This window comes from Paenibacillus monticola, from assembly GCF_009664975.1.
GTDB classification, from domain to species: domain Bacteria; phylum Bacillota; class Bacilli; order Paenibacillales; family Paenibacillaceae; genus Paenibacillus_AQ; species Paenibacillus_AQ monticola.
In genome coordinates this window covers 640,922-657,675 of the sequence record NZ_WJXB01000004.1, presented here as the reverse complement: position 1 = coordinate 657,675, position 16,754 = coordinate 640,922, and the positions used below count along the sequence as shown (strand labels likewise).

The window sequence follows — 16,754 nt, the reverse complement described above, 5'->3', positions numbered from 1 at the left end:
GTTGAAAGCAAGCTTTCAACAAAACTCCGCTCGACTTGCATGTATTAGGCATGCCGCCAGCGTTCGTCCTGAGCCAGGATCAAACTCTCCAATTTGTATTGAAAAGAGCGATTGCTCATTTTGAAACTGACGATTCATTAAATGAATCCTTAAAAATTAACGCGTTCCATTTGTTCAGTTTTCAAAGAACTTGCTCCCGGCAAATGAATGCTTCGTTTCTTGCACAGGAATTAGATCATATCATGTTAAGCTATATCTTGTCAACTTATTTCCTCATCGCTTGTGTTTCGTATATGCAATGTCTCGTAAGCACAAGAGATAATATATCATGTTGATTGGATGATTGCAACCTTTTTCTGAAATTAAATATCATGGCGTATAAACAGCCTTGATACAGCACAAATTGATTCCCATACTCCATTACATATGGCTAAAATAGAGTTTATCGTAATTTCATTTCATTGCATTCTATAAACAGCACCGAGAGGAGTTCAAATGAAAAACAATTCTAGCCCCGCTACATCTCATTCAAGTGGAGTGGACCAGGAGCAGCGTAATTTACAGCAGGCTACTATATATCGTATTTTGCTGGCCGTAAGTTTTGTTCATCTATTTAATGATTCTATTCAAGCCCTGATCCCTGCGATGTTTCCTATTCTCAAAAACAATCTGCTGCTCAGCTATGCCCAGATCGGCTGGATTTCATTTGCTCTGAACATGACGTCCTCAGTGATTCAACCCGTGATCGGTTATGCAGCAGACCGCAAACCCCGCCCTATTTTGCTGCCACTGGGCATGTGTTGCACCTTCGCGGGTGTGCTGCTCTTGGCTTTTGCCGACAATTATATACTGGTGATCTTTTCGGTCATGCTTGTCGGATTCGGCTCTGCTGCTTTTCATCCGGAGGGTATGCGTGTCGCTCATATGGCTGCAGGCTTGCGGAAGGGACTTTCACAGTCTATCTTTCAGGTGGGTGGTAATGCTGGACAATCTCTCGGCCCCCTTCTAATGAAATGGATCTTCATTCCTTACGGACAAATTGGAGCACTGGGCTTCACTTTGGTTGCTGCTGCCGGAATCGCTGTTCAAACCTATGTTGCACGGTGGTATCGGCAAATGTTGGATTCGGGCTACACCTTCCGCAAAAAGTCTACGACACATAAACTGGATGCTGCCCGTAGCAAAAGTATTCTGAGTGCAACTATTATTCTCGTCTTTCTCGTCTTTGTCCGGTCTTGGTATGGTGCATCTATAGGAAGTTATTATAGCTTCTACTTAATGGATCAATACAACATGAAACTGGATGACGCACAAATCTATATTTTCATGTATCTAGCGGCTGGGGCTGTGGGAACTTTTTTCGGTGGCCCACTTGCTGACCGTTTCGGACGACGAAACCTCATCCTGATCTCCATGGTGGGTACGGTGCCATTCGCGCTGGCCCTGCCTTTTGTCAATCCATTCTGGGCGGCTGTTCTACTGCTGATCGGTGGTTTCGTGCTCTTGTCCAGCTTCTCCGTTACCGTTATATACGCACAGATGCTTTATCCAGGTAATATCGGTACTGTTTCCGGTCTTATCACAGGTCTAGCTTTTGGGCTTGGAGGGATCGGTTCGCTGGTCATCGGCAATCTCATTGACTACATTGGCATTTCGAAGGTATTCGTCGCCTGTGGCTTCCTCCCACTGCTTGGCTTGCTTGCTCTGCGGCTCCCTAGTGATAAGAAGCTGGAAGGATGGGCGGCTGATTGATGAGAAGAAATTATTCAATAGCCGATTTTTGCTGTACAATTAGTTAAAACTTTAATGATCGTCATAGTTCGAGCAGGAGAGGAGGAATAACAGATGAAAAAAGGATTAGAGCGGCTCCGTAAAGGCTATGGAAAAAAACTGGTCTCTATTCATATGTGGAATGCATGGTTAGTCCTATTTCTGGCTTTGAGTGGTTTATTACTGCTGGGAGGCTTCTGGCGGGAAATACTGGGTGAAGGACGGGTATGGCTAAAATGGGCTCATATATATTTGGGACTAGTGCTGCTTATTCCGGTAGTCTATTATTTGCTGCTGGCAGTCAAGCATTGGCGCAGGCTAAAGGGGAAAACCTCGCAAAAGGCCAATGTAATCTTCGTGCTTATACTACTGGTTGGATGGATTGTATCCGGCATTGTGCTCTGGCAATTCAGACTTACCGGGCCAAGAGCTTCCAACGCTGCGCTATTTATACATGATCTTCTAACCTGGGTCGGACTTCCAGTCATCATCTACCATTCCATCACTAGAACCAAATGGTTGAAAGAGCCACAAAAACGAACTATTACCTCGGAAAAGGATGTCACCGGAGAGGTCCACAAAGGTGTACATGGAAACTCCACTCCACCTTCCAAACCCCAGCCTGTCTACACACGCCGTGGCTTCATTAAAATCGCCGTTGGGGCAGGAATAGCAGTTACTTTAGGTCCTACCTTTGTTCGTTGGATGGGAAGAGCTTTTCAGCTTCCTAGTATGGAAGAATATGCAGCTGATAATGCCAACTCTCTGCTGCCCGAACCTGTTCCGCTGCCCCAGTCTGCTCCACCCATCGGCGGAGGCGCAGAAGGCAGCTTCAGGGTATATACTGTAACGGATATTCCTTCCTTTGATAACTCTAACTGGTCATTTACCATCGACGGTCTGGTCGACAAGAAGCTAAGCTGGAATTGGGAGCAATTCGTGGCCTTACAGCGCGAAGTCCAAGTCAGCGATTTCCACTGTGTTACCGGCTGGTCCGTCTACAAAAATACATGGGAGGGCATTCCCCTCTCCAAGCTAATTGACATGGCAGGTGTTCAGAATCAAGCAGCAACCGTCAAGCTATACTCCGGTGATGGAGTCTATACGGACTCTCTAACCATGGCCCAAGCTCGCATGGAAGATGTTATGGTTGCTGTAATGCATGACGGCAAGCCGATCTCGAATCAACTTGGCGGCCCTGTACGTCTTGTTACCCCACAAATGTATGCTTATAAGTCGGTTAAATGGCTGAACCGGATTGAACTGATCCAGGAGGAGCATATCGGCTATTGGGAGCAGCGGGGCTATGATAATGATGCTTGGTTACCTGGTGCGAATAAAGTGTAGCAGAAGGATGCATCTCTTCCGATTAATGCGAAATAATACAAAGCCTCTATTCGCCAATATAAGGCGTTAGAGGCTTTGTTGTTTGTTGTATATTACATTGCTTTAAAGGATGCATCGTATAGTCGAAACATGGTTTTGTAACCCGATTCATCTATTTTGATGCCTACGTCCAGCCTTCCAGTGATCTGCAGCGGACCCGATGTATACCTGAGTTTGACGTCGTCGGGTACAAACACGATCATGATCTTGTTCCAGTAAGTCTCATCACCATTATCGAAAGGACACTCGGCGCCCGGCTCTGGAATCAGCAAGAACCAGTTCTTATCGAACGAAAGAACCTCACCCATAAATCCCTTGATCGTAACCTTGCTGCCGCTAAGATCCCAAAATCGCTCCGAAGGTCTGCTCTGGTCACTGCCATCAAAGAAATATTCCCAGCTAATGTCTGTAGTCCCTGACGTAGGGGAACTATCTTTGCTTGGGGAGGGCTCCGATACAACAGTAGTGGCTGGGTCCTTTGTTGTGATCAATTCGTTATCCGTTGGACTGCTGACCGTGACTTCATCAGTGCTCTTAGCGTTTACAGGCACTTCAGTTTTTTGGGGTGAACCCGATGTTGATTGGGCTACAACTTTAGACGTCGGTTTAAGTGTAGTCTTCGCAGAGGGTTCGGGCGATGGTTGCACCTCAATCTGCAAGGATTCCGCAGCAGAAGATCCTACTTGTTCTAAAGCTCCAGTATCTTGACTAGGCTTAAGAACCGGCGGGGGAACCTTTTCTTGAACAGGCATCGATCGCTCTGGTATAACAGGAGAAGGCGTAATGCTACCGTTAGTGGTATTAGCTTCAACCGTAGTTGATTTAACAGCTGCCTCGGTCTCTTGGAAAGTTTCAACTCCGGAAGCAAATGACTCTCCTTCACCTTCGGTCTTAGTATCTTGGCCGCATCCCTGAAGCAGGAGCGCCCCTAATGACGCCACCGCGATCAGGATGAACCATCTCCGTTTTATATTCAACCTGAGTACCTCCTACGATTTGAACAAAGCCAGCGGATGGAGTCTATACATTCTGAAGGCAGGCCCAAGCGAAGAGAAGAGGCCAATACAGAGAGTACCTAATACTATCCACCCATGATTCGTCGTCCAATGATAAGGATCGATTTGAATGCCTGCTTGGGAGAAGAAAGCATCCTTCAATAGGAATGCCCCCAAATGTCCCAGCAGCAGACCGACTATAAGTCCCGTTGCCGTAATCAGCAGACCTTCAGTTGTTAAGGTCATCCACACATAAGCTCTCGATTTGCCAAGAAGGCGCAAAAGTCCAACATCCTTGGTACGTTCACCCACAGCTGCGATAAGTGACAGCAGGATGGATATAGCGGCCAGCAGGATACATAGAGCAGTCAGCACCCCGATCAGTCGCGAACCCTGATCCACAGCATTCAGGACATCCGAAACAGCTTTGCTTGTATATGCTGCTTGGACTCCATTAGATCCATCCAGCGTCTGCTTCAGGTTATGGGCTCCGAGCAAACTGTTCGGTTTCACCAGTACAGCCGTAATTTCCCGTTCCTCTTCCGCGAGGTTGTGTACAGCCCAGGCATAATCCACAGTGGTAAATACCGCACGGTCGTCGGGGGAATAGAGCGTCGGGAGAATGCCGACAACGGTGTAAAGAAAGCTTTTGTGATCATGTTCCTCACCCGCTACCTCATCTTCATGCTCATGCTCGACAGCTGCACTATCTTCAAAATCATCATGTTCTATCTCTTCACCTGCTAGGCTCTCCTCTTGAACAAGCCCATGTGCACCCGTGAACGTATCCCCTATCTTTAATCCAAGCGTCTGTGCTACATAAGAGCCGACGATCGTTTCGCCCGTATGTGCGTAGATTGCTCCTTCTTGAAGCTTGCGGTCTCCATATCGCGTCATGAAATATCCAGGATCAATACCCACAACGGGAAATCCGTTATAGTTATCGCCCGTTGTCATTGCATACGCCTTGTCGACCCCACTATCCAATCCTACCTGATCCAGTACAGCAAGCGGAATATTCCCGGTGGGAGCGCCAATATGATAAAAGGTATTCAGTACCAGTTGGGTTTCACTGCCCTCTGCACCAATTACGAGATCAAATGGACCGTATCCCTTTTTGGCTCCCTCTTCAACGCTATCCCGAGACAGCGACAACAGAACAATAAAAGATACCGTGATTGCCACTGCACAAACTGTAAGCAATGATAGGAACCGTCGATGCAGCACATTACGAAGCGTTAATCTAAAGAGGCTCATACACTGACCTCTTTGTGCATTTCAAGTTTGGCCGGCATACTTCCAGTTGCTTCTCGCATCCGGTTGATATCATGAATGTGTAAACATTTGGGGAACCGGTTCGCCATATTCAGATCATGAGTTACAACAATTAACGTATGAGCGCCGGAACTACTGAGATCCAGCAAAAGAGAGGCTATTTCGTCCGCCGTCTCCCAGTCCAGACTACCGGTTGGCTCATCAGCGAGCAAAAGCGGCGGTTCATTGACAAGCGCACGCACAATCGCCACACGTTGCTGCTGCCCACGCGACAACTGGGATGGAAGATGACTGCCGCGGTCCTGCAGTCCTACCCGCTCTAACCAGCCATCTACTTTAGCTTTTTTCACCTTGGACGGCATCCGGCCAGTCATGGCAATCTCCACGTTTTGTCTCGCTGTCAGCGAAGGAATGAGATGGAAATCCTGCAGCACATATCCGATATTGTGGGCGCGGAAGGCATCCCACTCTGACTCTTTCAGATCATGAAGCGGCTGGCCCTCCATATATATCTCACCGCGATCCGGCCGCAAAATACCGCTCACCAGGTGAAGAAGCGTGCTTTTACCAGAACCACTGGGTCCAGTAATGGCCAACTTCTCCCCTTTGGCGACTCTCCATTCAGGAATATTCAGAATGGGGACTGCTCGGCCGTCCACTTTAAATTGTTTCTCCAATGCACGAATATGCAGCAATCCCTTCCCTCCTATCGCTAAATAACGGACTTAATATTTTATCGCAGTACAATTCGCTCGGACAGTGCGTCCCACTTCAACGTTTTACCCGTCAATTGGCTGAAGGCTGCCAGGGGTAGATACAGTTTTCCATTATCAATGTCCACCGTATAAGCCGCGTCTTTGCCGTTAAGTTTAGCGGTTGTGGCAGTAAGGTTAACCTCAATTGAATTTTTGGCAAGTGTCAGTTTCGCAGCTGCCGTATCTCCCTTATAAGTTCCTCCCAAAGCGATAGCTAATGCTTCAGCAGGATAGAGAACCTCATTGTCGCGGCTGATTTTAAACTTAGGATACAAATATTTGGATTGCAGTTCTGTAGAGCGTTTGTTTAAATCCAAACCAAGAATAGCGGCGCTTGCTTTGGCGATTTGTGTATTATCCACTTGACCATCCACTTGATCTGCAATTGGACCATATGCCCAAATTCCCACATCAACAGCGGAGTGTCCATGTCCAGACCAGCCAACCAATAGCCGTTTGGATATCACCGCATTGTATGCTCCTTCGCGTTTATACGAGGAACCATCTCCAGCCATGATCTGTTGGACCTCTTCATCGGTAAGGTCAGTGATCCATGTATTAGCAGTTACAATACTGCGGATTTCTTCAGGAGTGATTGCAGCTTCAAGGGCGGCAGCAAGGCTTTCCGAAGAGTGTTTTTGCTTATCCCATAGATCGATGTTAATTTCATAAATGTTATCACGAGATAAAGAAAGTCCACCTGTTTCGTGATCTGCTGTGACCACAACAGAAGTATTTCCGTCTTTCTTCGCAAAATCAATAGCTGCTTTGAAGGCAGCATCGAAATCCAGCGTCTCCTGCACCATCGTCGGCAGATCGTTGGCATGTCCAGCGTGGTCAATACGACCGCCCTCGATCATCATTACAAAGCCGTCTTTATCTGTGGACAATATATTGAGTGCCTTGGATGTCATTGCCGCTAAACTTGGAATTTCCGGTGTGCGATCTGGGACATAAGCCACGTGGGAGCTACCGAACAAACCGAGTACTTTGGTGGTTTTGGAAGTCAAAGCATTCAGGCTGCTTGTGTTCTCGACAAGGGTATATCCTTTGGCTTGAAAATCAGCAAGAATGTTCTTGTCTGTGCGTTTACCTTTCTCGTCTTTCGTTATAAAAAACTGTTTGCCTCCACCCATTAAAACGTCGACGCCACTCTCCAAATATTGTGAAGCGATGGCCGATTCGTTGTCACGGCTACGGACATGGGAAGCATATACAGCAGGAGTAGCATGAGTAATTCGGGCAGTAGTAACAAGTCCGGTCGCCTTGCCGTTATTCTCAGCCGCTTCAATAATAGAAGCAAAAGGTTTAGATACATCCTCATTTGAGACACTGATGCCTGCGTTATAGGTCTTGTGGCCTGTTGCAAAGGCGGTTCCCGCAGAAGCGGAATCCGTTACAATACCTGAGACAATTTTGCCGCCGTCCTCACCACGATCTGCATATGTGGTTGCCTGTCCGACATAATAAGGATCAAGGTTAAGATGACTGGTTCCCTTTGTATATTGCTGGAAATAACGTGTGGCGGAGACTTGAGCGGGTCCCATGCCATCGCCAATCAGAACGATAAGGTTTTTGGACTGGGCTTTAACAGTGACCATTTTCGTATTCTGGCTTTGCGCCGCTCCGACAATTGTAGTACCTGAAACTACTGCAACAGCCAATCCCCCGATGACCATACTTTTCATGAATTTATTCATTTCATTCCCCTTCCTAATGATCAAGATCTTCATCAAGCTTAACTTCCAAATATTAAGCAATTGTCAAAACAAGTATGTCTTTGTATTAAATCAGCATATATTCATACATTAACTTCTCAATATGAAGCGTTTAGTTCTTCGAGTTTTGGTTTTATAAAAAAAAGGGCCCCGCTTCTCATTCGTCTAGAACGAATGAGAAGCGGGGCCTCTGCTTGTGTGGATCTATGACATTGCTTGCTTAACCTTCCAGCAGCCTGATTAGTTCATCCTCATCATCTATTACCTGAATGCCCAGCTGCTGTGCTTTGGCTAGCTTGCTGCCTGCCTTCTCGCCGGCGATGACCAGATCCGTTTTCTTAGAAACACTGCCGGATACCTTCGCACCAAGCGCCTCCAGACGTTCTGCGGCTTCCTCGCGCGTAAGCTTTTGTAAGGAGCCGGTTAAGACTACTGTTTTGCCGCTGAAGAAAGAATTCGTACTCACTAGACGCGGGGCCTCTGGCGCCTTCGCCTGTACACCCAAGTCCAGCATCCGGTTAATACTTGTTACCACGAAAGGATCTGCAAAAAAGTTCACAATGCTCTCAGCAACAATACCTCCGATGTCCGGCAAGCCGGCCAACTCTTCCGCACTTGCGTTCATCACAGCATGCAAATCACGGTAATGTTCAGCCAGCATCTTGGTCGTAGCTTTGCCTGTGTTCGGAATCCCGAGCGCAAAGAGGAACGAAGCAAGATCCCGCCCTTTACTATCCTCCAAGGCCTTCAGTAGATTATCCGCCTTCTTCTCTCCGAAACGATCCAACTTTACCAGTTGCTCAAAGTTCAGCTCGTACAGATCGGCAGGCTCACGTACATTCAGTTCCTCGTTCAGCAGTCCTGCCGTCTTGTCGCTGAAGGTCTCAATATCCATCGCATCCCGTGAAGCAAAATGAGTGATCCGGCCAATGATCTGCGGCTTGCAGTCCAGCTTGTTATTGCAGAAGAGATGCGCACCGCGCATTTCCAGCGGGAACCCGCAGGAGGGGCAATTCTCAGGGAAAATAATCTCCTCTCCATCGCTCTCTTCGGTTACCTTGCCCAGAATTTCCGGGATAACATCATTAGAACGCCGAATGAAGACCCGTGTTCCCAGCGCATGCTTCAGGTTCTTACGTTCAATATCGCCAACATTGTTCAGCGTACAATTCTGGACAGTTACACCAGCAAGCTCTACCGCCTCTACTCGGGCCAGCGGAGTGACTTTACCGGTACGGCCTACATTCCAGCTCACGGACTCCAATATGGTCGTTGTTTCTTCAGCCTCGAATTTGTAAGCGACCGCCCAGCGTGGGAACTTATCTGTGTAGCCAAGGACTTCACGAATGCGGAAATCCGTCACCTTGATCACCGCGCCATCAATAAGGTAGTCGAGACCCGCGCGACTCTCTTCGATCTCAGCTAACTGCTCAGTGACTTCATCAAAGGTATTATAGTAGGTAAGATACGGATTCACTTTAAAGCGATTATTCCGCAGAAAAGCCATCATTTCCTGATGATCTGCGAACTGTTGTCCCTCTACATAACCTACATTATAAAAAAATGCGGTCAGCCGCCGACTGGCAGTCGTCTTGGGATTAAGGTTGCGCAGTGCACCGGCTGCACCGTTACGTGCATTTTTCAGCGGTTCAGCCGCCCGTGTGTTGTAATCGGCCAGCACAGACAGATTCATCATTCCCTCGCCTTGTACTTCAATAACGCCTGCTTTATAAGGAATCGTTAACGGTACCGATTGGATCGTCTTCACCTGCGCCAGTATACCTTCACCCGTTACCCCGTTGCCCCGTGTCGCCGCCTGAACAAGCACACCCCCACGATAAGTCAGATTAAGAGTCAGACCATCGAACTTCAGCTCTACCGCATAACAGGGTTCGGGCAGAGGATTCTCGGGGTTTTTGCTATTGTAATCATTGACCAAGCGGAGCACCCGAGTATTCCAGCTGCGCAGCTGTTCAATATTCTGTGCCTTGTCCAGACTCCAGAGCGGTGCCAGATGCCGATGCGGCGTAAAGCCCTTCAGTAGTTCGCCCCCTACACGCTGAGTTGGCGAATCCGGCAACACAAAACCACTCTCTGCTTCCAGCGCCACAAGTTTGTCATATAGAACATCGTATTCTTTATCGCTGATTTGTGGTGCATCCAGCGTGTAATAATGATAGTTATACTGATTCAGTTCCTCTACAAGCTCTTCCATTGTATGCATATCATCCATACAGGCACATCCCTCCGTCAATAAGTTCCCTGCGGTTATTATATTTCAAAAACACATTCGGTAATCGCAGACCCATTATTCGACTTTGGTGATCGGTGCAAACCCTGCTAAGAGGCGCTTCACACCAACAGGTGCCGGAAAAGCAATCTGCAGCTCCGTATCGTTGCCGCTGCCTTTCACGGACACCACAGTGCCGATGCCCCATTTGCCGTGAGATACCTTGTCACTGGCCTTGTAGTCGCCGGAAGCTGCTGCCCCCGCCTCACCAGGAGCGCGCTGCGCCCCGGTGGTCACGACCACGCGGCCCTGACCCGGCGCCGCTGACGCCGTGCTTCCGCTAGAACCGGCACGCCCGCCGCCTGCTGGCGTTGCCCCTGCGGCCCCGCCTTGGCCGCCAAAGTTCCCTCGGCCGCCGCCGCTGAAGCCGCGGCCGCCATAGGCACCGCCTACCTCCGCGCCTCCGCGCCGGAAGCGGTCTGATTTCATGTCGGTATCTTCCTTCAGTTCCTCCGGAATCTCCTCCAGAAAACGGGACGGCGGATTGGCATTCGTCCGTCCGAATAGGGTACGCACCCTTGCACAAGAGAGAAACAACTGTTTCTCTGCGCGGGTGATGCCTACATACGCGAGCCGTCGCTCTTCCTCCAGCTCGTCGTTATCCTGAAAGGCGCGGCTGTGCGGGAACACGCCTTCCTCCATCCCAACGATAAATACCGTTGGGAACTCCAGTCCCTTCGCGCTATGCATCGTCATCAGGACCACTGCATCGCTGCGATCCTCTTCATCGTCGTTCACACTGTCGATGTCGGCGATGAGCGCCAGATCCGTAAGGAAGGAGACCAACGACTTGTCCTCGTTATTTTTCTCAAACTCCATGGTCACGGACAGAAACTCATCAATATTCTCCAGCCGGGAACGGGATTCGAGTGTGTTCTCATTTTGCAGCTCCAGTCGATATTGGGAGAGCTCTAGTATTTTCTCCGTCAGTTCGGTCACGGACAGAAACTCCACCATGCGGTGCAAGGCTTCAATCATGTCATAGAACTCGACCAGCGTATTCCGCGTCCGTCCCGCAAAACCTAGATCATCCACCGTTTGCAACAACCGGAAGATCGAAATGCCTCGCTCACCAGCCGCTGCGGCCAGCTTACCAACCGTTGTATCGCCAAGACCCCGCTTAGGAACATTGATAATACGCGTCAAACTGATATCATCATCGGGATTGGACAACAAACGCAGGTAACCCAGGATGTCCTTGATTTCTTTACGATCGTAGAACTTGATGCCGCCCACGATCTGATAGGGGATATCTGATTTGATCAGAATTTCCTCGATCACGCGCGACTGAGCATTTGTACGATACAGAATCGCGTGATTCTGATAGGCCTGGCCTTTTTTGACACTTTTACTAATCTCTCCGGTTACAAAATAGCCTTCATCATGCTCCGAGTCGGCGCGGTATACCTTGATCTTCTGGCCTTCCTCCGAGTCTGTCCACAGCTTCTTCGGCTTACGGCCGGTATTCAGCGCGATAACCCCATTAGCCGCATTCAGAATATTAGAAGTTGATCGATAGTTCTGCTCCAGCAAAATGGTCTTGGCTTCGGGATAATCCTGCTCGAAATTAAGAATGTTCGTAATATCCGCTCCGCGCCAGCGATAAATGGACTGATCACTATCGCCTACGACGCAAATCCGGTGATGGCCTTCAGCCAGCATCTTGCACAGCATATATTGCGCTCTATTCGTATCCTGATACTCATCGACATGAATATATTTGAATTTCTTCTGATAGAAGTCCAGCACTTCTGGTACTTCATCGAACAATTGGATCGTCTTCATGATCAGATCGTCAAAATCCAGCGAGTTGTTAAATCTTAGCTTCTTCTGGTACAGTGCGTACACTTTGGCAATCAGGCCTTCAAAATAATCGCCGACCTTCTGCTCATATTGGGCTGGAGTGATGAGTTCATTCTTGGATGCACTGATGGCAGCCTGCACAGCTTTTGGCTCAAATTTCTTCGTATCTATGTTCAGGTCCTTCATACAATTGCGGATAACGGATAATTGGTCTGTTGAATCCAGAATAGAGAAATTGGAAGTGAATCCAATCCGCTCGATATCCTTTCGCAAAATACGTACGCACATGGAGTGAAAGGTAGATACCCAAATATCCCTGCCCTCAGGTCCGACCAGCTTGGATACACGCTCCTGCATCTCCCGAGCTGCTTTATTCGTAAATGTAATCGCGAGAATCGCCCAAGGTGGAGCTTTGCGATTCGCTATCAACCAAGCAATGCGGTGGGTCAGGACTCTCGTCTTGCCGCTGCCCGCGCCGGCCATAATTAGCAATGGACCTTCGGTGGCTTCGACAGCCTGCCGCTGCGGGGGATTCAGCCGGCTTACGGCCTCTTGTATGTTAACAGGTTGCATGTGTAACATGCTCCTCTCTGAATAAACTACTAATCATATTTCAATTGCTGCGTCTTCTGCACAGTCTCAACAGTAAGCAGCGCCTGCTGCATATCACGATAAATTATATTTCCAACAACTACGGTATCGCACAGGGCTGCCGCCTGTTCAGCCTCATGCACGGAAGTAATTCCGCCTCCATAAAAAAGCTGACCATATTCTACGGTCTCACGCACCGTGCGCACTGTATCCATATCTCCGAACATCCCGCTGTATTCCAGATAGACGATCGGCAGCGACATCAGCTTGTCCGCAACCTGCGCATAAGCAGCCGCTTCGGCAGCACTAAGGGAGGTTTCAGCACTTGTGAGGCGAGCGACAGAGGAATCGCCGTTCAGCACAATGTAACCTTCGGTCAGCAGCAGGTCCCACGGAATAAGGAAACCATAACGTTCGATAGCTCTACGATGCTGGCCTACAATCCAATCCGGGTCCGGCGTATTCAGCACCATGGGAATTAAGTATAGATCAAACCCAGGTACTGCCGCTTCCAGATCAGATACCTCCAAGGCACATGGCAGATCATATTGCCTAACTCTAGACAGTAGCTTAACTGTGTTCGCATAGGTTATACCCGTTGAGCCACCGATCAGCAGAGCATCCGTTCCCGAAAGGCAGATCGCCTCAAGATCCTGATCCCCCAGCTCACGGTCCGGGTCTAGCTTAAATACGTGCCGCCAAGGCTTTATCATTTGCTGCACTAATTTCATGATCGTCCATCCTCATTATTCAATATGGGCAGATCAAAAATTCCCTTGCTGCCCGCAAAAGATATAACTCTAGTCTAAGCCAGTACAAAGGGGAGTGTCAATTTAAACAGCAAAAAAAGGCGAACGTTTTTTCGCCTTTTTTTTGAATTAGTAGTATGAATGATTAAAATAATAAATCCAAATCATCCTCGGAGATGAAATCGCTATAGAAACCGTCCACACCCAACTTGTCCATCTTCTGAATCTCTTCTTCATCATTAACAGTATGCACATACACCCGGGATCCAGCCTGCTGCAGCTTATTCACAAAGCTGGTTGTAGCCCGTTCGACAGGCATTGTAATATCCACCCCTGTATCGCGGACAAAATCAATGACCTGTTCATCCGTATCCTGCGATTGGTAAAGTGTATAAATCACCGTAGGAAAAGAATATACAGCCTTAAGCTCTGCCAGCATAGCACGACTGTAAATTTGTGGAACGATCCTATTTAGCAGTGCCGGGTCTCGACGCTTAGCAGCTTCTGTCAACCTTTTGAACTCCTTCATCACTAGACCCGAATCGAACTCCTTCGTGTCCGTAACGATATAGGCATCAGGATAATGCTGCAGGAGATCGAGAATCTTCTCCAAATCCAGCGGTGAGTAGAGATCCAGGATCGGACTGTTCATGAATTCTGCATACCCGAGTGCCGATCCCTGCTCCTTGGCAGATAGAACCTTCTGTTGTCCCAGTTCTTTGCTCATATTGCCCGTCCATTCATGACGAGCGACTAGCTTATCATCGGAGGTGAACAGCAAATCCGTTTCAAATACCCGGGTTCCCTGCTCGTAGTTAGCCACAAAGGCCTCAAAAGCATTCGTATAGGCATGACCATCGATTCCGCCCATAGCATGAGCTACGATTCGAGTAGCCGCGAAGCCGGTGGCCGGTTGTTTATCATCTTCTTTTCCCAGAGTAACAATAAGTAGAAGTGCCAGTCCCAACACGGCAATCACAGAAGTAACAGTTTTGTAGTTTCTCATAATAAAAGAACAATACCCCGCTCTGCCATAGGCAAAACAGGGAATTTATATCAAACGTCAATTATGATTGCAGTAGTATGAGAATTCAATAGGCATTCTTGTTCCTAAATCCATTCCAGATCGTTTTGAAAATAATGCGAATATCGAACAGCAGCGACCAATTCTCGATATAAAAGATATCATGGTTAATTCGCTCTTCAATCGAGGTGTCTCCCCGTAATCCGTTGCTCTGAGCCCAGCCCGTAATACCAGGACGCACATGGTGCTTCACCATATACTTGGGAATCTCGTCACGGAATTGCTCCACAAAGAAAGGGCGTTCCGGCCGTGGACCTACAACACTCATATGTCCCATCAATACATTAAAAAATTGCGGAAGCTCATCCAGACTCGTCTTGCGGATAAAAGTGCCGAACCGAGTTCTACGAGGGTCTATTGGCGTGCTCCAGCCCGTATCTTCGATGCCATCCTGCTGCATCTTCATTGATCTGAATTTATACATAAAGAAATGGCGTCGATTCAAGCCCACTCGTTCCTGTCTGAATATTACCGCACCCGGAGACGTCAGACGTACACCCAGCGCAACGATCAGCATTACAGGCGACAACATAATAATCGCAAACAGGGAGAACACAATATCAAACAGTCGCTTGGCCATCTGGTTGCCTGCCATATCCAGCGGAATATCACGCACATTAATCATAGGCATACCTGCGAAGTTATCGAAATAGGGACGGGCCGGCAAATAATCAAAAAAGTCCGGGATAATCAGCGTACGCACTCCGGCTTGCTCACAAGCTCCAATAATAGCAGGATACTTGGAGTGTGCATCCAGCGGCAGCGCCAGAATGACCTCATCCACAGGCAACAGTTCAAGCATTCCTGACAGCTGATCTACCGTTCCGAGAATAGGCTTATACCGCTGCTCCTCAATGCCATCCCAGGTATGATAATCATCCAGGAAACCAATGGCTTCATAACCAAGCTCAGGATACTGCTCCAAGTTATTGTAGAATCTTTTGCCAAGTGTACCTGCGCCGAGAATGAGCACAAACTGACGGTTAAAACCTTTCTCACGCAAAGACTTCAGCATCTTCTTCAATACATAGCGGTACAGCATAATTGAAAGTATATTGAAGCCCATATAAATTGTAAGATAGGTACGGGAGATATCGATTTCTTTGACAAAGAACATCAGGCCCAGCAAGATAAAGATCCCTATAACATGCACCTGGAAAATCTTCAGAAATTCATCGACAAAACGTTTCTTACGCTTCGGCAAATACAGTGATAATATAATGCCAATCAGCACGGCAATACCACCATAAATAAGGCTCCAATACGAGTAGGACTCAACGGGTAGCGGATTCTCAAAATCCATCCAACCGCTCTTGAACTTCAGCCACCAGGCCGCCAGAAAGGACAGCTGGATGACAATAAAGTCGGTAATCATATACAGCTGTGTTAAAAACCTCTGATTACGGCGGATCATAATCTCACCTCAGTATTCGATTCAGTACGGGTATCTGCAGAAGCAGACAGGCTTTGTGCAGGAAGAGGAACTGTTTTTGGAACGGTTAACGCGTTACGCAACAGTGAAACGGTAAACTTTACACCCACTCCGGCATATACTGCTCCATTTATCATACTGTTGTACCGCTTGCTATAATGCTTACGATGAAATAAAATCATGGCCCGATGGAATTCATAAACGATCTTGAAGGGTCTACGTCTTGCACTTCCACCCTTAAGATGGATGATGGAGGTCTGCGGATAATAATGAATCCCCCAGCCCGCCTCTTTAATTCTGTAGCACCAGTCGAGATCCTCACCGTACATAAAAAATTCCTCGTCCAGCCCACCAACCTGGTCTATCGTCTTCCGCCGCAGCAGCATAAACGCACCGACGAGACAATCTACCGGATAATCAAGATCGGGGTCCAGATAACCCAGTTGATAGCCATTGAACTTAGGACGGTCCGGAAAAAGCTTACTAAAGCCAAAAGCATAATAGAAGGAGGCTGACGGTGTTGGAAAACCCCGCTTGCATGCCTTGTCCAGCGAACCATCCGGCAAAATAACCTTGCAGCCAGACGCCCCCAGATCAGGTCGGCTGTCCATGAAGGCAACCATCGTCTCTAGCGTATCCCTGCGCACCACCGTATCTGAATTGAGCAGCAGTACATACCGCCCGGAAGCAACCTCAATCCCCTGGTTATTACCACGGGCAAAACCGATATTCTCTTGGTTAGCAATCAGCATCACGCCTGGAAACTCTCTACTTATCGTCTCTACTGAATCATCATGGGAATTGTTGTCTATCAAAATAATCTCATAGGAAAAGTTCGTTTCCGAGTCATACACCGACCTCAAACAATCCATCGTCAACCGGCACGTGTTGTAATTGAGAATTAGT

Annotated in this window: 12 protein-coding genes and 1 rRNA gene; 2 read left to right on the top strand and 11 right to left on the bottom strand. The window is 48.1% G+C overall.

Going from position 1 to position 16,754, the window contains the following annotated elements; genetic code table 11:
* Positions 1-95: ribosomal RNA gene (locus GJB61_RS15455) — 16S ribosomal RNA — on the bottom strand; the annotation flags it as partial.
* A 400-nt stretch (positions 96-495) separates the two neighbouring features.
* Here GJB61_RS15455 and GJB61_RS15450 point away from each other — a divergent pair.
* Together GJB61_RS15450 and GJB61_RS15445 are read left to right on the top strand one after the other, a co-directional pair.
* Positions 496-1,752 (top strand): MFS transporter, encoded by a 1,257-nt coding sequence (locus GJB61_RS15450; protein ID WP_154119391.1) that lies wholly within the window; start codon positions 496-498, stop codon positions 1,750-1,752.
* 93 nt (positions 1,753-1,845) lie between these two features.
* Positions 1,846-3,117 (top strand): molybdopterin-dependent oxidoreductase, encoded by a 1,272-nt coding sequence (locus tag GJB61_RS15445; RefSeq protein ID WP_154119389.1) that lies wholly within the window; start codon positions 1,846-1,848, stop codon positions 3,115-3,117.
* A 92-nt stretch (positions 3,118-3,209) separates the two neighbouring features.
* On the opposite strand, the gene GJB61_RS31740 is transcribed toward GJB61_RS15445, so the two are convergent.
* The 10 genes from GJB61_RS31740 to GJB61_RS15395 form a co-directional block, all read right to left on the bottom strand.
* A complete protein-coding gene (locus GJB61_RS31740) occupies positions 3,210-4,133 on the bottom strand; it encodes a hypothetical protein (protein WP_229521702.1) in 924 nt (307 codons plus the stop codon).
* A gap of 12 nt (positions 4,134-4,145) precedes the next feature.
* Positions 4,146-5,408, bottom strand: a complete 1,263-nt coding sequence (locus GJB61_RS15435) for an ABC transporter permease (protein ID WP_154119387.1) — start codon at positions 5,406-5,408, stop codon at positions 4,146-4,148.
* Complete coding sequence (locus tag GJB61_RS15430) at positions 5,405-6,121, bottom strand: ABC transporter ATP-binding protein (protein WP_154119385.1); 717 nt, start codon at positions 6,119-6,121, stop codon at positions 5,405-5,407. Before GJB61_RS15430 ends, GJB61_RS15435 begins: the two co-directional genes overlap by 4 nt.
* 38 nt (positions 6,122-6,159) lie before the next feature.
* Entirely contained in the window at positions 6,160-7,881 is a 1,722-nt protein-coding gene (locus GJB61_RS15425; protein ID WP_154119383.1) for an alkaline phosphatase, read from the bottom strand.
* A gap of 238 nt (positions 7,882-8,119) precedes the next feature.
* Positions 8,120-10,132: an NAD-dependent DNA ligase LigA gene (ligA, locus tag GJB61_RS15420; RefSeq protein ID WP_154119381.1), complete on the bottom strand. Its 2,013-nt coding sequence runs from the start codon at positions 10,130-10,132 to the stop codon at positions 8,120-8,122.
* A 75-nt stretch (positions 10,133-10,207) separates the two neighbouring features.
* Positions 10,208-12,565, bottom strand: a complete 2,358-nt coding sequence (gene pcrA, locus GJB61_RS15415; RefSeq protein ID WP_154119380.1) for a DNA helicase PcrA — start codon at positions 12,563-12,565, stop codon at positions 10,208-10,210.
* A 29-nt stretch (positions 12,566-12,594) separates the two neighbouring features.
* Complete coding sequence (gene pcrB, locus GJB61_RS15410; protein WP_154119378.1) at positions 12,595-13,314, bottom strand: heptaprenylglyceryl phosphate synthase; 720 nt, start codon at positions 13,312-13,314, stop codon at positions 12,595-12,597.
* Positions 13,315-13,477: 163 nt separating this feature from the next.
* Positions 13,478-14,338 carry a phosphatidylinositol-specific phospholipase C/glycerophosphodiester phosphodiesterase family protein gene (locus GJB61_RS15405; RefSeq protein ID WP_154119376.1) on the bottom strand — a complete coding sequence of 287 codons (861 nt, stop codon included), beginning with the start codon at positions 14,336-14,338 and terminating at the stop codon, positions 13,478-13,480.
* Positions 14,339-14,423: 85 nt separating this feature from the next.
* Complete coding sequence (locus GJB61_RS15400) at positions 14,424-15,830, bottom strand: undecaprenyl-phosphate glucose phosphotransferase (protein WP_154119375.1); 1,407 nt, start codon at positions 15,828-15,830, stop codon at positions 14,424-14,426.
* Positions 15,827-16,720, bottom strand: coding sequence for a glycosyltransferase family 2 protein (locus GJB61_RS15395; protein WP_229521792.1), 894 nt, complete (start codon positions 16,718-16,720; stop codon positions 15,827-15,829). The genes GJB61_RS15400 and GJB61_RS15395 overlap by 4 nt, the downstream gene beginning before the upstream one ends.
* Positions 16,721-16,754 lie beyond the last annotated feature (34 nt).